This is a genomic window from Bacillus cereus group sp. MYBK222-1, assembly GCF_051916425.1.
Classification (GTDB): domain Bacteria; phylum Bacillota; class Bacilli; order Bacillales; family Bacillaceae_G; genus Bacillus_A; species Bacillus_A paranthracis.
The window spans coordinates 818386-837281 of the sequence record NZ_JBQAGP010000001.1; the positions used below are offsets into that span (position 1 = coordinate 818386).

The following is an 18896-nucleotide window of genomic DNA, read 5'->3' on the forward strand; positions in this document are numbered from 1 at the left end:
GGATGAAAATGGAAGGAAAAGAACAGTTGAACAGAATTGTTGATTTAGCGAGTGAAGTAAGGAAAGTGTTAGTGCAAGAATCTTTTTTTAATCATCATCCTGAACTGCGAGGAGTGATTGAAAATTTAGCGAGTGCGGTAGAGAATTTGGCGGAATTACAGCAACATAAAGATGAAAACGCTGAAGATCGTTTACGATATGTACTTGCTAAAATGAAAATTGCTCATAATGCCATCTTACAAGAGAAAAACGCATTTCCATCTCATTAATATACGATTTCATTTTGAACCTGGCGGATAACGTCAGGTTTTTTGTTTCTAGTTTTGCGTTTCTTTCATACACTAAGAATAGTATGAAAAAAAGAAGGTGACGAAGGTGAAATTACATAAAGCTCTTCAGCCAAGTTTTATAAAACGAATGTACTATATGAGGTTTATTGGGAAGTTTACAAAAGCAGAGAGTGAGAAGAGTGGAGAGAATTTCTTTGTACAATGCCTATCGCCAATACCATTCACATTGCAAGAGCAATTGAAAAATGAACCATATGTATTTGAAGGTTTATGTAGCAATAAAAAGAATGAAAAAGTCTTTTCGGAATTAAAGAAAAGAAAACTAGAAAAGCAATTGATTATGTTTCGTCTCTATTATGAAAGAGGACATATATACGTGGAGTTAATTTGTACAGAAGAAGCGCGAGAAATAGCAAACGGTTATAAAATGATTCCAGTACCTAAAGTTTCCGATTATAAAAAGGGAGAGTCTTTAGAAAGAAAACTTAGTAATGGTTATTTGTCATTTCTAATGCCAAAATATCCGAAAGACTTTGAGCCCCCTGAGTTATTGTGGCATGAGGGAAGGTTATATGGAAATATATCTTTAAAGTCATCGTCAATTAGTTCAATCGCATATTTTGAACAGCAGCGGGAATGTAAGTATATAGAACTTAATGACTGGATGAAGTATGTAGAAATAGCGGTAGAAGATCAATTATATTTTGTAAGCAATCATGTGTATGAGCAATTAAAAAAACGAATAACTGAAGAAGGTAAGCTTGTAGAGGTAGAGGAAATAAAAGTGCAAAAGGATGAATGGGAATGGGATGAGCGTGAATCCGTCTTTTTACAGTATGTGAAAAGTTTTATACGTAATAAAGGGCTATATTTGGATGAAACAGATATTTATAACTTTCATATAAGTACAAAAACAAATATGTTGACGATTCTGGGGGGGATACCAGGTGCTGGAAAATCCCGTTTTGTGCAAGCTTATGCAGAAGCACTTGGATTACAATACGGGGAAGAATTGGTTTGGATCCCGATTTCACCATCATATCAAGAACCACATGATTTACTTGGTTACCTTCATCCAAATGGTACTTTTATTGAAAGTGAAACAAAATTAGTTAGGGCGTTAATGAAGGCAAAAGAAAATCAAAATCAGCTGTATATAATCGTTTTTGATGAAATGAATATGTCACATATTGAGCATTGGTTTACTCCATTTCTATCTGTTCTTCAACTTGAAAAACAAAATCGTATTTTAAATTTATATGAAGGTGTGCAAGAAAAAGAAAATTCAATTCCGCCAACAATTGAAATTGGAGAAAATATTATATTTGTTGGTACTGTGAATTTTGATGAAACAACGAAGGAGCTCTCAGATCGATTATTAGATCGGACGAATGTAATAACTTTACGAAAGATTCCGTTTTGTGAGATGTGTATGGAGCAAGAGAAAGTTGTATTACAACCACCTCTGAAAGTAACTGCAGGAGAATTTCGCATAAATTGGGTCAGGAATAAAACGATGATTGAGGTGTTTTCTGAAGAAGAGTTAGAGCTATTAGATAAGTTACATGGTGTATTGTCATCACACGATACGTCAAAGGGAATTTCTTTTCGATGTGCAAATGCAATTGCTACTTATTTGCAAAATATACCGTTCCAAAATAATCATTCTTATATGATTAGTAGAGAGGAAGGATTTGATTTACAAATAAAGCAACGTGTATTGACGAAAATAAGAGGGACTGAAATGATGGTTGGGTCTTTACTTTCAGAGGAAGTAAAAAGGGGGGCAACATTAGTACCTCTTTTGCAATCTCCACTTGCAAACAGAGTATCTACATTTGAACACTCTTTAGCATATATAAGAGAAAAGCGTAGAGAACTGGAGTTGTATGGTTATGCAAAATGATGGGCGATACGAAACAGAAATCGTTGATACGAAAGAAACGCTTCCTTTTGTATTAAAGTTAATTATTGGAACGGAGTCAAAAGGAGAATATATTTTATTAAATCGTCTTTGTACCTCTGCAACAGCATTAGTTCAATGTATTTATAAAGTGCAAGAATTAAAACCAATTAGATTGCAATACCATTATGAAAATCCAATGAATATTACTTTTATATGGAATAAAGTCTATGAGGGACAGAAAAATATAAAAGAGACAAAATATGAAATAAATGAAAAAAAACAAAAGGTATTAATATATGAACATGGAAAAACGGAATTCTTTTATCCATGGCGTTGTGGTTTATATCATTTTGAGGTGAATATAGAAAATCGAACGTATTATGGCGCTTTTCAAGTCGTTCCAAAAAATTTTTTTGATGATCAATTTGAAATGATTCAAAACTATGTGAAGTCAATTTTAAATGAGTTGATTTTAGATAGAGGTTATTATAAAAAGACTTTCTCTGCACTTAGCGATATTGAAGATTCTTCTTATCTAGTGTTACTTAGAAAGTTGCCGCAAAAAATGAAAAAGATAAAGCAAATTTTTAAGAAAATAGAATCGAGTTCAAAATTTATACATGAATATAAATGGGAAGAAAAGGAGCGGAAAGTAACGAGGAAAGGAGCGGTAGTGGCGGAAAGAAAACCGTACGCAAAATATTATAATCGTAAGTTTATCGAACAAAAAAATAGTATAGAAAATGCATTTCTTAAATTTAAAGCGATGCAATTTTATCTTTATTTACTTGAAGCCGAAAGTTTTTTGCGTCAAACAATTGAAATATTAGAAAGAGAAAAAAAGAAGAAATCAGAAGAATTTCAAGCTGTAAAAACGATTATACAAACAATTGAGCGTAATGGATCAGTGACCGATAGAGAGAAACAAAAATATAAAAATATACATTTACTAAAAGAGGCGGATTTACGAAAAAGTTCTATGAAGATACAAGAATATAAAATTTTAGCGCATTTCGTACATGATAGTGTACAATACTTTCAAACTTTAATGCATTCTCCATTTTGGAGAGAAGTTTCTGAAACGGGTAGAATGAACGCACATAATTTACCGATACCACATCAACAATTACTACAGCATTTAGATTTACTCCCACAATATACAGATCAATCTCCATCTTTATTATTTGTTTATAAACCAACTTTTTTAGTGTATGAATATTACGCTTTTTTTATCGTTATTTCCATGTTAGAGCAAATTGGTTTTGAAGCTAGAAATTCCATTCGTGAACAAATACAAGAACATTTTTATGTAGATGGATTACAAGATGGAACGACAGTAGTTTTACATCGAGATGATATGAAAGTCCATGTCGCATTTAATGATTTAATTGAAACACATCCTCTTATTGCATTAAGTAAAGGGAGTAATTTTTATAATGGAGAAGATACGAAGAAGCCAGATATTCGCTTAGACTGTTATGTAAAGGGGGAAGAGAAATACGTCTATCAATCTTCTATTATTATTGAAGTGAAGTATAGCCCAATGTACAATATTTTTCAGCACGTTGGGAATACGAAAGCAACTGAGCAAATGTATAAGTACTGGTCTATAAAATTTGTAGAAGAACAGGATGGAAAGCGAGTCTATCATCGAAGGGCCATTTATGAAGTCATTTGTGTATATCCAGGAAGTCATATGCATAGTAAAAAAATTGAGTCTGGTTGTGGTATTTTCTTACAATTATATCCATATAAAACAAAGCAAGGGGAAGAGAAATTAGCTGGAAAACATGGAATGGTACAAATTTTTGAGAAGTGGTTAAAAAGCATGAAGAAGTAAAAGAAATCCTTTTTTATAAAGGATTTCTTTAGATTAAGAAGAATTATATGCAGTAGGGGAGACGGCTTCATACGATATGAATTTGCAAGTAATATAAATATATTGTGAGAAGGATGGTACATGAGGGATAAGAGATGATTATGATGGAATTTAATTCGTTTTGCAGAATATAATAAGTCATAAATATTTTTAGTTGCATACGAAGATTTGTTCTTATATGATAGATAGTGAAAGCGTTATCAAAAACAGAGCGGCGATGGGAAAGGCGGGGAAATATGTTCCAGCGTGTTCAAACAAAGGAAGAACATTTTTGGTTCGAGCAACTATGGGGAGATTTTTGTGAAGAAAGAAACTTAATGTTCGTAGAACGTAATTTAAATCCATCACGATTTTTATTAATAGAAGATGAACATCATATCGGTACAGTAGAATGTATGAAGTATACGGTACCAGAACAATCAAATTCTGAGTTTTTCTATCCGTTTTCTAAAAATGATTTAGTGAAAGATTTGCAAAATGTATATGAAATAGGCAAGTTAAGTATTGCGAAAACGTCTCGTGGGAGAGGACACTTCAAAAGACTAACAGCTATTTTATTTATGCATGCATTAGAAACAAAAGCAGAATGGTATATCGCAGCGGTTACAAAAAGAATGTATATGTATTTATTAACACTCGGTTTCCCAATTGAACCGATAGATAAGCCATTTCAATTTCATGATACTTTACAAGGTGTACCAGTACGAATTCATGCCCGAAAAGGGGCTACGCATTTGTATTCTTTAAAAGAATTTCGAGATGTAATTCAAGGAAATGCCCATGCACAGGCATTAATCGCAGAATACAGTAAGAATATTATGTTAACCAAATAAAACGAAATGAATATATATAATAAAGAGAATGCGATTTTAAAATGAAATTATTCTTCATGAAAAAGACCCTTATTATTTTAATAAGGGTCTAAAAATTATAATCCAAATATACTAAAAATCATTTTACGGCGCTTCGGTTTCTTTTCACGTTCATATATTGGCTTTGTATCGGGAGTAATATAGATTGGTTCTTCTTTCTTGAGGGTAGCTTCTAGTTTTTGAATTCGCTCTAACATTTCCTCCATTTCACGGCGATGTTGTAAAAGTTGGTACGTAACAACATCATTTGCCTTATCTTGCATTTGTTCTTCCATTCGATCTAGTCTTCTCGTAATTGTGTTTAATTGAGCGGTTAATTGCTCAAAATCATGTGATGATATGTTTTGAACAATTGTATTTACTTGAGTTTTCAATTCTTCAACATCATTTGATGATGTTTTTTGAGTAGGGTGAGTGTTTTGGGACTTCTCTATTTGTGAAAGATGGTATTCTAACATTTGGTCTAAATCATCTTGTGTAAAAATAAAGTGACCATATTTATTTTTTTCTATAGTAAGATTTAATTGTTGTGCAATCCGGACAACAGCCTTTGGGCTAACACCTAATTTTTTTGCGATAAATGGTGTTTTATATTCCAAAATAATCCCTCCTATATATATCCTGTTGAATGATTTCGATCTATGAAGTAAGTTCCCTTCCAGTGTGACAAAAGAAGTGTGGAATCGGCAAAGAAAGTGTTTTTTCACGAAATGAAGCTAGGAAGAATATATCGTGAATATAAAAGTTTTTATCTTGAAATTTAGAATCATTTGACTGAGGGAAATGAATTAGATTATCATAATGATAAATATCTTTTTTATGTATGCATATAATATATAAAAAGGTGGTTGCTAATGTAGAATTTTGTTAGAGTATTAGAATGCTTACTTCACTTGAATAAAATTAAGTAGGAGGTGGCTTCCTTGCTTACAATGTAAGTAAGGAAAAGTATTTGGACATATATAGTATAAGTATAGTGATTGTTTTAATTGCCTTAACGGCATTTTTCGTTGCAGCAGAATTTGCAATTGTTAAAGTGCGAAGTTCAAGAATTGACTATTTAATTGCAGAAGGAAATAATCGCGCAACATCTGTCAAAACAGTCATTACAAACTTAGACGAATATTTATCTGCTTGTCAGCTAGGAATAACAGTTACAGCACTGGGAATTGGGTGGTTCGGTAAACCTGCGTTAAAGCAAATGTTTGACACATTTTTTGTGAATTTGAACATTTCTACTCAACTAGCAGATATTTTTGCTGTAATTTTAGTGTTTTTGTTTATTACATTTTTGCATGTTGTAATAGGGGAATTGGCTCCAAAAACATTTGCGATTCAAAAAGCTGAACAGGTGAGTTTATTTGTTGCTAAACCGTTAACTTTCTTTTATCGTATGGCGTTTCCATTTATTTGGCTATTAAATGGATCAGCCCGAATAATTACGAAGTTGCTAGGGCTGAAACCACCGAAAGGGCACGATGATGTTCATTCAGAAGAAGAATTACGGTTATTAGTTTCAGAAAGTTACAAAAATGGAGAGATTAATCAGTCTGAATATAAATATGTAAATAAAATCTTTGAATTTGATGATCGTATAGCAAAAGAGATAATGGTACCCCGAACTGAGATGCATATTATAAGTAAAGAAATGCCTGCTGAAGAAGCGTTGCAAAAAATGTCTCGGGAAAAATATACGAGATATCCAGTTGTTGATGGCGACAAAGATCACGTAATAGGCTTTGTGAATTTTAAAGATATTTTCACAGATTTTGTGCAGCATAATGCGGTTAGTAATAAGAAAGTAGAGCAATATATTAGGCCGATTATTTTAGTTATCGACTCTATCCCAATACACGACTTATTTTTAAAAATGCAAAAAGAAAGAACACATATTGCTATATTGATAGATGAATATGGTGGTACGTCTGGACTTGTTACTGTTGAAGACATTTTAGAAGAAATAGTTGGAGATATTCAAGATGAGTTTGATACAGATGAACAGCCAGAAATTCAACAAGTTAGTGAAACGAAAACAATACTAGAGGGAAAAGTACTTGTTAGTGAAGTAAATACGTTATTAGGTTTAACGATTGATGATAATGGTGTTGACACAATAGGTGGATGGATTTTAACGAAGAATATAGAAATTGCCGAAGAGGATTTCATTGAAATCGAAAATTATAAGTTTTGCGTAAAAGAATTAGATGGACACTATATAAAGAGACTAGAAGTTACAAAAACTGTAGAATCAATTGTTATTTTAGAAGATGAAAAACAAATTTCATTACAAGAACAAATTAGTTCGTAGACTCTGCTAGATGGCAGAGTTTTTTTTGAGCATAATGTTTTTGGCAGAATAAGGGCTATGTTACAATGAAATAAGTCAGACCTTTCACTAGGTGAAGTATTGTTGTATACATATATTTGAAAGGGGAAGAATTATGAAAAAGCATTTATATATAAATGGAGATTGGAAGTCTGTAAACACGTATAAACCATTATACGCACCATACTCTGAAGAAACATTAGCGGAAATTGCGCAAGGAACGGAAGAAGATGTAAAAGAGGCTGTTACTGCCGCAAAAAATGCAATGAAAGAAATGAATACATTATCTGCATATGATCGAGCGACTATTTTAGAGAAAGTCGCACAAAAAATGGATGAAAGAAGAGAAGAATTTGCAGAAATTATTGCAAAAGAGGCTGCAAAACCAATACGTGCTGCAAGGGGAGAAGTAGATCGTACTGTTCAGACATACAAATTTGCAGCTGAAGAAGCGAAGCGTATATACGGTGAAACACTACCGCTTGATGCAGCACCTGGTGCAGATGGGCGCATTGCATACACAATACGTAAACCGATTGGGGTTATAGGGGCGATTACACCATTTAATTTTCCATTAAATTTAGTGGCACATAAAGTGGGCCCCGCAATTGCTGCTGGAAATACAGTTGTATTAAAACCAGCTGATCAAACGCCTCTATCATCTTATGCATTAGTTGAACTATTTGAAGAAGCAGGATTGCCAAAAGGGGCTTTAAATATTGTTTCTGGTCCTGGTTCAACTGTAGGCGAAGCAATAGTTACAAATGATGATGTTGCTTCCATTACTTTTACGGGAAGTCCGAAAGTTGGACTTGGAATTAAGGCAAAGGCTGGGTTAAAGCGAGTTACGTTAGAACTAGGATCGAATGCCGCTGTTATTATTGATGAAGATGTTGAATTAACAGATGAATTAATTGAACGAGTAAAATGGGGAGCATTTGTTAATAATGGACAAGTTTGTATTTCGGTACAACGCGTTTTTGTACATGAAGAGAGACTGGATGAATTTTTATCTAAGTTACAGAAAGCGATGGAAACAGTTGTTGTTGGTGATCCGTTGCTTGAGGAAACGGATGTATCAGCTTTAATTTCGAAAAAAGATGTCGAGCGTATCGATAACTGGGTGCAAGAAGCAGTTAAAGAAGGAGCGAACGTTTTGTATGGTGGTAACAAACGTGATGAAAGGATTTTTGAACCAACTGTATTAACGAATGTTCCAGAGCATGTATCTGTACAGTGCCAAGAAGTGTTCGGTCCACTTATGACAGTAAATACATTTAAAGAATTTGATGAGGCTATAGAGCAAGTAAATCATTCACGTTACGGTCTACAGGCAGGTGTATTTACAAATAATTTGTTTAAAGCTATGCGTGCAATTGATGAGCTTGAAGTTGGTGGTGTCATGATAAATGATATTCCAACGTTCAGAGTAGACCATATGCCTTACGGGGGTGTGAAAGAAAGTGGTACGGGGCGTGAAGGAATTAAATATGCAATCGAAGAAATGACAGAAATGAAATTAGTGTGTATTAAAAAATAAAGGAACTAGAACTTAAACATCGAAAAAAACGAGTAGGAAATGTTTACGATTCCATACTCGTTTTTTTTTGTTTATTTGACGTTTCTTAGAATGATTTCATTTAATCAAGTGTACCTTTTACTTCATTTCTTGTTTGAAAATAGCATCTTCTACATAAATTTGTTCTTTGTCGACAGCAGTGCTATGAGATAATACTAAACCGATTGGTGTTTCTGTACCTTTATTTTGAACAATTGTAAAAGGAACGTTTTTTTCGTTCGCTAATTTAATGTATTTTGATAAATGTGGGTAAGCAATGCCACCATTTAGGAATATTTGTAATGATTGAGAAGAGCGCATGCTACTAGCTACTTCAGAATATACATTACTTTGCATTACTTGACCGATAGTTAAAGCGATTTCTACACGCTCACGTAATGTAGTTAAATACATATTACGTTCTTCTGGTTTGTTTTGCTTTTGGCCGTAAATGCCTTCTTGGAGATAATCTTCCACATTTTTATTTACCATATTTTTCACACCTTTCCTTTTCTATTGTACGAAAGAATGAAGCAGGATGCAAAAAAAGTCGCATCGAATATAAAAAATTTGAATGAAAGGAAGGAAAATGGAATGTAACAATCTAAACAATTAATAAAGTTATAAAAATTTTATCAACACATATTAACAAAATGTGACAATAATCTATTAACGAATCATGTTTTTTGTGTTAATATTCAAAATATAAAGGGTGTTCGTCGCATGGAAATGGAGGAATGGAGGTTTTTCCAATCGATAAGGATATTAAAGAAGTATTTTGTTCGCACTTGAAAAACAACAGGCACCAATTCGTTGAGAACTGGAAAAACAAAATGATAATTTCCGATAAAGATCCATTTAGACTAGAAGCAGTTCAAAATGGAGAGGATTTATTAGAGTTTATTATTGAACTTACTATGGAAGAAAAAGATATAAATTATCTTCAGCCATTATGCGAGAAAATTGCTATTGAACGTGCAGGAGCAGATGCGAATATAGGTGATTTTGTTTATAATGCAAATGTAGGAAGAAATGAGCTTTTCGAAGCGATGTGTGAATTAGATGTTAGTGCACGTGAATTGAAACCAATTATGGCCCAAATACATACTTGTTTTGACAAATTAATTTATTACACTGTTTTAAAATACTCGGAAATTATATCAAGAAATTTAGAGGAAAAACAGCAATATATTAACGAAACACATAAAGAAAGGCTGACAATTTTAGGGCAAATGTCAGCTAGTTTTGTACATGAATTTCGTAATCCGCTTACTTCCATTATGGGGTTTGTCAAATTATTAAAGGCAGACCATCCTAGTTTATCGTATTTAGATATTATTTCTCATGAATTAGACCAATTAAATTTTCGCATTTCGCAATTTTTACTCGTATCGAAAAAAGAAATGTGGACTGAATCTGAACGGTTTTGGCTAAATGATTTGTTTCAAGACATTATACAGTTCTTATATCCAAGTTTGGTCAATGCAAATGTTTCTATTGAAAAGAATTTGCCATACCCAATTCCGCTTACTGGTTATCGGAGTGAAGTGAGACAAGTATTTTTAAATATATTAATGAACTCAATTGACGCTCTTGAATCAATGAAAGAAGAACGGAAAATTATCATTGATGTATTTGAAGAAGATCAATCGATTCGGATTGTAATAAAAAATAACGGGCCAATGATTCCAGCTGAAAATGTAGAAACGATTTTTGAACCATTTGTAACTACTAAAAAGTTAGGAACTGGTATTGGGTTATTTGTATGTAAACAAATTGTAGAAAAGCATAATGGGTCCATCATGTGTCGTTCAGATAATGATTGGACAGAATTTCAAATTGCATTTCAAAAATAAACAGTCTACACCAAATGAATGGTGTAGACTGTTTTAATTCGTAAGTATAACGGCTTCTAATTTAGGATCTTTCGTTGAATAACCTAAAATTGAAATTGTATAAATAATGTTCGGTTCGACTTTGAAATCCGGTATAGTTAGTAAGACACTTTGATGATCTGCGAGTGAAACTTCTATATCCGCTGTACCAGGGCTAACTTCTAAAAAATCTGTTATTTGTTTAAAGAGTACATTTTCAAATAAATGATCGCCAGCTTTTAAACTTACATTTACAACAGGGGTATCAGGAGAAAAGTGTGCAAAGCGTATTTTTGCCTGGCCTGCTGGTAAATGAGTATTATCAAGCATAGGTTGTAATTGTAGATGATTATCACTATTTATTGCGGCAAAAGTATAAGTGTGATTTCCCATTATTGGTACTAAAGCTGAAAAGATGGGCGTTTCATTTCCAACAGGAACGATATCTATTCGGTACTTACCTTGTACTAATGTTAAATAAGGACTAAATTGTTTAAATGAAATATTTTTAATTACCTTTTGCCCGTTTACTAAAATGTCAACGGCAGGTGTATTTGAAGCAGAGTGAAAAAATCTTATGTGCGATGGTAAAGCAGCTTCTTGTGAATTTCTTTTTTCGTATGCCTGTACAAGATTCGTAAGCGCATCATAATATTTCATATATAGTTCTACATATTTTTTTGGATTATGAAATTGATAGTAACGAGCGAGCTGTTCGTAACGTGCAGCTTCTTGTCCATATTTTTCGATTTCAGGTTGAGACATAAACATTCCTCCTTTGTCATCATTAAAACTATATGCTTAGCAAGAATGAGGTTATGCGAAAAAATTGTTTTTTAAAGGAGAAAGGTTGAAAATTAATAATAAGTATTTTTTAAGGATAAGATAAGTTTAGGTGAACGAGAGTTATAATTTTCTAGAGGATACAAAAATATATTATCCATATTGGCAGAGGAAGTGTGTATTTCGAAATGAAAAATTTGAGAGCATAACACGTGACATGTCGAAACCATGTCCTGAAACCCTTAGGAAACTAGGGATTTTTTTAATTATGGGCAAATACACATACAAAGTAATAATTGTCCTACATAAATTATAAAGGAAAGGTAGTTTGAAATTAAGGAAAGGAATGAAACCTTGGGATGGGGATATCCCGCAAGGAATTGTAAATGGAGTTATGGACGGTTTTGTGCTTTATACTGTAGGATGAATTGTGATTTTGTAATACTATTGTTTCTATTTATGTTAGCAAGTGACGGTATTAACTGATAAAAGAGCGTCGTGCCGAACTGATTAATGTGGTTAATCGGTTCTTTTTTTATTGTATAAAACGGATGGAGTTGTATGTGAAATATTGATTTCTTTAAAATAATTGCTATGCATTTAGTAGGATTAATTGTCGAGATTTGTTTAAAAATATGCAATATAAAGTAGGAGAACAGGAAGGAGTTTAAAGGGAGTTTCGTCGAAGTTTACACAATGTCGGCATTTGAGGGAAGCTGACATTATGTTAGAAAAACATTTAGTGAAGCGTTAATTTTATATAAGGGAGGGTTATTTGAGCGTATAGATAAGGGTTGGTCTTTAATTTAAGTTCTGAATTTTCTGTTTTTAAAATGATATTTAGCACTCATTTGTATATTTTATAATAGTTTTTTGATAAATTCACTGCTTTCGCAGAGGGTTCTTTTTTATGAAAGAAACGTCAATTTTCTTCATATATATATACAAATTGGAGAAATGGGGGAGCGCTATGCGCGATTACTTAATTAAACCACTTGTTGGTCAGCCGTATCCAATGATTTCACATGGAAAAGGTGTGTATTTGTATGATCAAAACGGAAATAAATATTTTGATGGCTCGTCAGGGGCAATTACGGCAGGTATTGGGCATGGCGTAAAGGAGATTGCGGACGTTATCAAAAAGCAAGCAGAGGAGATTGCTTTCGTTTATAGATCACAGTTTACGAGTGAACCAGCTGAAAAATTAGCGAAGAAATTAAGCGATTTAAGTGTAGGAGATTTGAACTGGAGCTTTTTTGTGAATAGTGGTACGGAAGCAAATGAAACAGCTATGAAAATTGCAATTCAACATTTTCAAGAGCGAGGTATTCAAGGGAAACATAAAATTTTGTCACGATGGATGAGTTATCACGGTATTACGATGGGAGCCTTATCAATGTCTGGGCATCCACTGCGTAGACAACGTTTCGTGTCAATTTTAGAAGATTATCCAACTATTCCAGCTCCATATTGTTTTAGATGTCCGGTACAAAAGGTATATCCAACTTGTCAGCTTGCTTGTGCGACTGAACTAGAAAGATCAATTGAAAGGATTGGAGCAGAACATATTGCGGCTTTTATTGCTGAACCGATTATTGGAGCAGCTGGAGGTGCAGTCGTTCCGCCGAAAGAATATTATAAAGTTATTAAAGACATTTGTAGTCATTACGATATTTTATTTATTGCTGATGAAGTAATGACTGGGCTTGGGCGTACTGGTGCATGGTTTGCGATGGAGCATTGGGGTGTAGAACCGGATATTATGACCCTTGGTAAAGGTTTAGGAGCTGGATACACACCGATGGCAGCGACGGTTGTAAGTGACCGTGTTATGGAGCCAATTTTACGAGGATCGCGTTCTGTTATGAGTGGACATACGTTAAGTGCAAATCCATTATCTGCAGCAACAGCTCTAGCTGTTATTGAATATATGGAGAAACATAATCTACCTGAAAAAACAGCGGAAAAGGGAGAGTATTTAATAAAAGGATTACAGAAAGTTCAGCAACAATCGACAATCATTGCTGATGTGCGTGGAAAAGGATTGCTGATTGGAGTAGAATTGCAACCGTTTACAAAAGCGTCGGAACTTATTTCGGTTGCAGCTAAAAATGGTCTTCTTTTATACCAAGCTGTTTCAGGGCAAGCAGGAAAAGAAGATAGCGCACTGCTTGTAGCACCGCCAATGACAACTACATATTCCGAGTTAGATGAATTACTTTCAATTTTTGCAAAAAGTGTTGAAGAAATGATGCAAAAAGGAGGGCATAGTATCGCATGACAACTATTACGAATACATTCAGTAAATTAAAAGAGATAGAGGAGGTAATTTCTTTATTCCACGATGATATGACATTAATGTTTGGGGGATTTGGGGGGGTTGGCTCCCCTCCATCTTTAATACAGGCCATTTTAGAAAAAGGAGTTACAAATTTAAATTTAATTGGAAATGATACAGGATTTCCTGATGTAGGAATCGGTCGTCTCGTTACGAATGAAAGGGTAAAATCATTAATTACTTCTCATATTGGATCAAATCCAAATGCAGGAAGACAGCTAAACGAAGGAAGGTTACAAATTGAGTTTTCTCCTCAAGGAACATTAGCAGAGCGTATTCGCGCTGGTGGTGTAGGACTTGGTGGCGTATTAGTTGATGTAGGTGTTGATACGATTGTAGAAGAGGGAAAACGTACTGTTGAAATGAATGGTAAAACATATTTAGTTGAAACAGCATTAACTGCTGAGGTTGCGATTGTATATGCGAAAAAGGCAGATCCGTTCGGCAACCTTGTGTTTGATAAGAGCGCTCGTAACATGAATCCTCACGTTGCTATGGCCGGGGATATAACGATTGTAGAAGCAGAAGAAATTGTTCCACTTGGAAGTTTAGATCCAGAAGAAATTGTTGTCCCAGGAGTATTTGTAAATTATATCGTACCGTCGGAAGGAGTGAATTGGAAATGGGTATGGGCGTAGAAGTGAGAGATAAGATTGCTAGACGTGCGGCGAAAGAAATACAAAATGGTATGATTGTAAATTTAGGTATTGGTATACCATCGCTTGTACCGAATCATTTGCCTGACGATATAAACGTTATGTTTCATGCGGAAAATGGAATTGTAGGTATGGGACCTACGCCAAGCAAAGGAAATGAAGACGAAAATTTATGTAACGCAGCAGGTTTGCCAACTTCTCTTATTACAGGAGCAAGTTATTTTGATAGTTGCACAGCGTTTGGGATGATTCGAAAAGGTTTACTAGATATAACGATTCTTGGTTCATTACAAGTAAGCGAGAATGGTGATTTAGCAAACTGGATTGTTCCAGGAAAACGTGTTCCAGGTATTGGAGGAGCAATGGATTTAGCTCAAAAAGCGAAGCGGGTCGTTGTTGTGATGAATCATGTCGATAAATACGGAAATGCAAAAATTGTTTCGGAGTGTACATTACCATTAACTTCAAAAAAATGCGTAGATTTAATTATTACGGATATGGCAGTAATGGAAGTAACGCAGGATGGACTTATTTTACAAGAATTGATGAGCCCATACACAGTGGAAGATATAAAACAACATACAGAAGCGGATTTTAAAATTGGCTCTAACTTACTAGTAATTGAATGAGGGGAGATATAATATATGGAGCAATTAAAAAAACAAGTTTGTGATTATATTGAGAGTCATGAAGAAGAAAGCGTAAAATTTTTAAAACGATTAATTCAAGAAAAGAGCGTATCTGGTGATGAAAGTGGTGCGCAGGCAATTGTGATTGAAAAATTACGTGAGCTAGGTTTAGATCTTGATATATGGGAGCCATCATTTTCTAAAATGAAAGATCATCCTTATTTTGTATCACCGCGTACAAGTTTTTCAGATAGCCCGAACATTGTGGCAACCCTTAAAGGAAGCGGCGACGGGAAATCTATGATATTAAATGGGCATATTGATGTCGTACCAGAAGGAGATGTGAATCAGTGGGACTATCATCCTTATAGTGGTGAGAAAATAGGAAATCGTATATATGGTCGTGGAACGACAGATATGAAGGGCGGCAATGTCGCATTAATGCTTGCGATGGAAGCAATTATTGAATCTCGTATTGAATTAAAAGGAGATATTTATTTTCAAAGTGTAATAGAAGAAGAAAGCGGCGGAGCAGGAACATTAGCAACTATATTACGAGGATATAAAGCAGATGGTGTTATTATTCCGGAGCCAACAAATATGAAGTTTTTCCCGAAACAACAAGGATCCATGTGGTTTCGTCTACATGTGAAAGGGAAAGCAGCACACGGTGGGACGCGTTATGAAGGAGTAAGTGCAATTGAAAAAAGTATGTTTGTTATAGATCATTTGAGAAAGTTGGAAGAGAAGAGAAATGACCGAATTACAGATCCATTATTTAAAGGAATCCCGATCCCAATTCCAATTAATATTGGGAAAATTGAAGGCGGTAGCTGGCCAAGTTCTGTTCCTGATTCGTTAATTTTAGAAGGAAGATGCGGTATTGCGCCGAATGAGACTATAGAGGCAGCAAAAGAAGAGTTCGAGAATTGGATCGCTGAATTAAATGATGTGGACAATTGGTTTGTTGAAAATCCTGTAGAAGTGGAATGGTTTGGAGCAAGATGGGTTCCTGGTGAACTAGAAGAAAATCATGAGTTAATTACAACACTTGAACATAACTTTGTTGAAATCGAAGGGAACAAACCGATTATTGAAGCATCTCCGTGGGGGACAGATGGAGGTTTATTTACACAAATCGCAGGTGTACCAACGATAGTATTTGGCCCAGGAGAGACGAAAGTAGCGCATTATCCAAACGAATATATAGAAGTTGATAGAATGATAGCTGCCGCAAAAATTATTGCATGTACATTACTAGATTGGTGTGAGGTGAAAAAATGAAATACTATGAATCTTTTAGAGAACAGACGAATGGCTATACAGTAGAAGGCGTTTTGGACTATTTTAATAAACGTATTCGAGTAGACCACTACACAGGAAATGTTGAGAGAATCATCCAAACAATTGACGAATTAGCAGAGAAACATTCTTTCACTAAATGTATTGTTAAAGGAAAGGGAGAGCATGTTTCAACATGGCTCTCTTTCGGTTTTTTATTAGAAGCAACATTACCACATTATTTTCAAGGTCACGATGCATACTTCTTCGTGAAATTTAATAATGATGAAAGACGAAATAGTATACATTGGGTTGAGGAAGATACCATTTTAAGCGGTGTAAAAGCAAAAGAAGTAAAGGAAAAAATAGTCCCAGAGAAATTTCTATTAAGAAAAGCGACAGAAGAGGACGCAGAAGAATTAGCAGCTGTCTTTGGAGAAGTATTTGAAGTGTATCCGACTCCTTTAAACGAAGCGAGTTATGTAAAACAAACGATGAAAGAAGACGATACAATTTACTATGTGTATGAATTCGAGGGGAAAATAATTAGTACAGCGTCTGCAGAAATGAATATAAAAGAAGGAAATGCAGAATTAACGAATTGTGCTACCTTACCCGAATATCGTAAACACGGGTTTATGAAAAGTTTATTAATTAAGTTAGAAGAAGAACTTCAAGAAAAATCGATTTTCTGTTCTTATACAATTGCTCGATCGCTTTCTTTCGGAATGAATGCAGCCTTTCATCAGTTAGGCTATACGTATACAGGAAGATTGGCGAACAATTGCTACATTTTTGATAAGCTAGAAGATATGAATATATGGGTAAAAGATTTGTCTAAATAGTACGTTATAAAAATAGAACGGAATCGTCATGCTTATAATCGCACATAGGTATGCCGGAAATTCGGCATAGTATTTGCTGGATTTTCGGCAAGAGGGGGGATGACATTGCTAGCAGTTTCGACACAAGAAGTCATTGAGGCGATTTTGGGCAGTATTGATGAGGCTATACACGCAGTAGATGAAAATGGTATTACAATTTTCTATAATACTGTAGCTGCAAAACACGATGGATCAAAAATTGAAAAAGTGTTAGGTAAACATTTGTTAGAAGCGTTTCCTTCTTTATCTAGGGAAACAAGTACGTTGATGAAAGTATTAGATACAAAAAAGCCAATCGTTCATCAAGTGCAGCATTATCAAAACTTAAATGGGGAAGACATTTGTACAGTAAATACGACGTTACCTATTTTCATAGATGGAAATATTGCTGGAGCTGTTGAAATTGCAAAAGATTATTCCACAGTACAAAAACTTACCGATACAATAGTCGATTTGCAGTCGAAAATAAAGCGGTCATCTAGAAAAAAAGCGGTCAAAAAGGATGTTGCATTTGAGACGATCGTGACGAATGATGCTCGGTTTAAACAGACGAAAGAATTAGCACAAAAAGTAGCCCCAACTGATGCGAATGTTTTAATATATGGGGAAACAGGAACAGGGAAAGAATTATTTGTACAAGCGATTCATGAAGCCTCTAAGCGGAAGAACAAGCCGTTTATTGCACAAAACTGTGCAGCTTTACCAGAGTCTCTATTAGAAAGTTTATTGTTTGGAACGACGAAAGGTAGTTATACGGGGGCAATTGAACGAGCGGGATTATTTGAACTTGTAGATGGAGGGACATTGTTTTTAGATGAACTGAATTCAATGCCACTCGATTTACAAGCGAAAATGCTACGTGTATTAGAAGATGGTGTTATTCGTCGTATTGGTGATAATAAGACGAGAAAAGTAGATGTTCGCGTTATTACCGCAATGAATCAGCCACCAGAAATATGTTTAAAAGAGAATAAAATTCGCACTGATTTATACTATCGATTAAATGTCTTTTCATTATATATTCCGCCGCTCCGTGAAAGAACGGAGGATGTATTATTGTTAGCGTCTTATTTTTTGAAAGAATATAATAAAAGTTATAAAAAAGGTGTACTTCAAATGGATAAGGAAGCGAAAGAAAGACTACAAGCTTACCAATGGCCTGGAAATGTTCGAGAGTTAAAACATACGATTGAACATGCTGTCATTATTGCAGAAGGGAATACATTAACAGCCAATTGTTTACCGCGTACATTTCGGAAAGAGAGTTTTCCAAAGAAGAAGGGCATATTGCCTCTTAGAGAAGCACTTCATCAAACGGAAAAAAAATTAATAGATCAAGCGTTAATTGAAACAGAAGGGAATATATTACAGGCTGCAAAAATGTTAGGTATCCCTCGTCAGACGCTTCAATATAAACTGAGTAAGTACGACAAAACCGCCGAATAATTGGCGGTTTTTGTGTGTTTGCACCAATAAAAGAGCGTTTACATATATAAAAAGTAATGAATATGATAGTATGTATGGATTTCATACAGTGCTTAAAAATATTTTTTTCGCTTATATAATAGGTTTATCCGTACGTTTACTTATCAATAAAGTAAAGTTGGCATAACTATTGCT

16 protein-coding genes are annotated in these 18896 nt (G+C 34.4%); 13 read left to right on the forward strand and 3 right to left on the reverse strand.

The window, feature by feature from the left end; translation table 11 throughout:
• Positions 1 to 8 precede the first annotated feature (8 nt).
• From ACTFR9_RS04115 to ACTFR9_RS04130, 4 genes are all read left to right on the forward strand, one after another.
• Positions 9 to 269, forward strand: a complete 261-nt coding sequence (locus tag ACTFR9_RS04115) for a hypothetical protein (RefSeq protein ID WP_000398576.1) — start codon at positions 9 to 11, stop codon at positions 267 to 269.
• 106 nt (positions 270 to 375) lie between these two features.
• Positions 376 to 2196: an AAA family ATPase gene (locus tag ACTFR9_RS04120; RefSeq protein ID WP_000766181.1), complete on the forward strand. Its 1821-nt coding sequence runs from the start codon at positions 376 to 378 to the stop codon at positions 2194 to 2196.
• The gene (locus ACTFR9_RS04125; RefSeq protein WP_001178636.1) at positions 2186 to 4036 is read left to right on the forward strand and encodes a hypothetical protein; all 1851 of its coding nucleotides are present in this window, start codon (positions 2186 to 2188) and stop codon (positions 4034 to 4036) included. The genes ACTFR9_RS04120 and ACTFR9_RS04125 overlap by 11 nt, the downstream gene beginning before the upstream one ends.
• A 275-nt stretch (positions 4037 to 4311) precedes the next feature.
• The gene (locus ACTFR9_RS04130) at positions 4312 to 4908 is read left to right on the forward strand and encodes a hypothetical protein (RefSeq protein WP_000487805.1); all 597 of its coding nucleotides are present in this window, start codon (positions 4312 to 4314) and stop codon (positions 4906 to 4908) included.
• A gap of 95 nt (positions 4909 to 5003) precedes the next feature.
• Here the strand turns inward: ACTFR9_RS04130 and racA are convergent, their stop codons facing one another.
• Positions 5004 to 5546, reverse strand: a complete 543-nt coding sequence (gene racA, locus ACTFR9_RS04135; protein WP_000456007.1) for a chromosome-anchoring protein RacA — start codon at positions 5544 to 5546, stop codon at positions 5004 to 5006.
• A gap of 353 nt (positions 5547 to 5899) precedes the next feature.
• On the opposite strand from racA, the gene ACTFR9_RS04140 reads away from it, so the two are divergent.
• A complete protein-coding gene (locus tag ACTFR9_RS04140; protein WP_033687881.1) occupies positions 5900 to 7255 on the forward strand; it encodes a hemolysin family protein in 1356 nt (451 codons plus the stop codon).
• Positions 7256 to 7388: 133 nt separating this feature from the next.
• Positions 7389 to 8813: an aldehyde dehydrogenase family protein gene (locus ACTFR9_RS04145; protein ID WP_000716452.1), complete on the forward strand. Its 1425-nt coding sequence runs from the start codon at positions 7389 to 7391 to the stop codon at positions 8811 to 8813.
• A gap of 117 nt (positions 8814 to 8930) precedes the next feature.
• Here ACTFR9_RS04145 and ACTFR9_RS04150 read toward each other — a convergent pair whose 3' ends face one another.
• On the reverse strand, positions 8931 to 9323 hold the full coding sequence (locus tag ACTFR9_RS04150; RefSeq protein WP_000247572.1) for a YueI family protein: 393 nt from the start codon (positions 9321 to 9323) through the stop codon (positions 8931 to 8933).
• A 245-nt stretch (positions 9324 to 9568) separates the two neighbouring features.
• Between ACTFR9_RS04150 and ACTFR9_RS04155 the strand changes: the two genes are divergently transcribed.
• Positions 9569 to 10687 (forward strand): BA2291 family sporulation histidine kinase, encoded by a 1119-nt coding sequence (locus ACTFR9_RS04155; protein ID WP_000451748.1) that lies wholly within the window; start codon positions 9569 to 9571, stop codon positions 10685 to 10687.
• A 33-nt stretch (positions 10688 to 10720) separates the two neighbouring features.
• Here ACTFR9_RS04155 and ACTFR9_RS04160 read toward each other — a convergent pair whose 3' ends face one another.
• On the reverse strand, positions 10721 to 11470 hold the full coding sequence (locus ACTFR9_RS04160; RefSeq protein WP_000081832.1) for a DUF4397 domain-containing protein: 750 nt from the start codon (positions 11468 to 11470) through the stop codon (positions 10721 to 10723).
• 988 nt (positions 11471 to 12458) lie between these two features.
• On the opposite strand from ACTFR9_RS04160, the gene ACTFR9_RS04165 reads away from it, so the two are divergent.
• The 6 genes from ACTFR9_RS04165 (at position 12459) to rocR (ending at position 18722) form a co-directional block, all read left to right on the forward strand.
• Complete coding sequence (locus tag ACTFR9_RS04165; RefSeq protein ID WP_001205894.1) at positions 12459 to 13769, forward strand: aspartate aminotransferase family protein; 1311 nt, start codon at positions 12459 to 12461, stop codon at positions 13767 to 13769.
• A complete protein-coding gene (gene atoD / locus ACTFR9_RS04170) occupies positions 13766 to 14464 on the forward strand; it encodes an acetate CoA-transferase subunit alpha (RefSeq protein WP_229136357.1) in 699 nt (232 codons plus the stop codon). Before ACTFR9_RS04165 ends, atoD begins: the two co-directional genes overlap by 4 nt.
• Positions 14449 to 15111 (forward strand): CoA transferase subunit B, encoded by a 663-nt coding sequence (locus ACTFR9_RS04175; RefSeq protein ID WP_000525280.1) that lies wholly within the window; start codon positions 14449 to 14451, stop codon positions 15109 to 15111. Before atoD ends, ACTFR9_RS04175 begins: the two co-directional genes overlap by 16 nt.
• A gap of 15 nt (positions 15112 to 15126) precedes the next feature.
• Positions 15127 to 16395: a peptidase gene (locus ACTFR9_RS04180; RefSeq protein WP_000436688.1), complete on the forward strand. Its 1269-nt coding sequence runs from the start codon at positions 15127 to 15129 to the stop codon at positions 16393 to 16395.
• Entirely contained in the window at positions 16392 to 17237 is an 846-nt protein-coding gene (ablB, locus tag ACTFR9_RS04185; RefSeq protein ID WP_000878623.1) for a putative beta-lysine N-acetyltransferase, read from the forward strand. The genes ACTFR9_RS04180 and ablB overlap by 4 nt, the downstream gene beginning before the upstream one ends.
• A 99-nt stretch (positions 17238 to 17336) precedes the next feature.
• The gene (gene rocR, locus ACTFR9_RS04190; RefSeq protein WP_001997445.1) at positions 17337 to 18722 is read left to right on the forward strand and encodes an arginine utilization transcriptional regulator RocR; all 1386 of its coding nucleotides are present in this window, start codon (positions 17337 to 17339) and stop codon (positions 18720 to 18722) included.
• Positions 18723 to 18896 lie beyond the last annotated feature (174 nt).

Coding starts and splice junctions, on each gene's coding strand:
- ACTFR9_RS04160 (WP_000081832.1), bottom strand. CDS start 11,470: ATGTCTCAACCTGAAATCGAAAAATATGGACAAGAAGCTGCACGTTAC.
- ACTFR9_RS04155 (WP_000451748.1), top strand. CDS start 9,569: ATGGAGGTTTTTCCAATCGATAAGGATATTAAAGAAGTATTTTGTTCG.
- ACTFR9_RS04150 (WP_000247572.1), bottom strand. CDS start 9,323: ATGGTAAATAAAAATGTGGAAGATTATCTCCAAGAAGGCATTTACGGC.
- ACTFR9_RS04125 (WP_001178636.1), top strand. CDS start 2,186: ATGCAAAATGATGGGCGATACGAAACAGAAATCGTTGATACGAAAGAA.
- ACTFR9_RS04145 (WP_000716452.1), top strand. CDS start 7,389: ATGAAAAAGCATTTATATATAAATGGAGATTGGAAGTCTGTAAACACG.
- rocR (WP_001997445.1), top strand. CDS start 17,337: ATGACATTGCTAGCAGTTTCGACACAAGAAGTCATTGAGGCGATTTTG.
- ACTFR9_RS04180 (WP_000436688.1), top strand. CDS start 15,127: ATGGAGCAATTAAAAAAACAAGTTTGTGATTATATTGAGAGTCATGAA.
- ablB (WP_000878623.1), top strand. CDS start 16,392: ATGAAATACTATGAATCTTTTAGAGAACAGACGAATGGCTATACAGTA.
- ACTFR9_RS04165 (WP_001205894.1), top strand. CDS start 12,459: ATGCGCGATTACTTAATTAAACCACTTGTTGGTCAGCCGTATCCAATG.
- ACTFR9_RS04175 (WP_000525280.1), top strand. CDS start 14,449: ATGGGTATGGGCGTAGAAGTGAGAGATAAGATTGCTAGACGTGCGGCG.
- ACTFR9_RS04115 (WP_000398576.1), top strand. CDS start 9: ATGGAAGGAAAAGAACAGTTGAACAGAATTGTTGATTTAGCGAGTGAA.
- ACTFR9_RS04130 (WP_000487805.1), top strand. CDS start 4,312: ATGTTCCAGCGTGTTCAAACAAAGGAAGAACATTTTTGGTTCGAGCAA.
- atoD (WP_229136357.1), top strand. CDS start 13,766: ATGACAACTATTACGAATACATTCAGTAAATTAAAAGAGATAGAGGAG.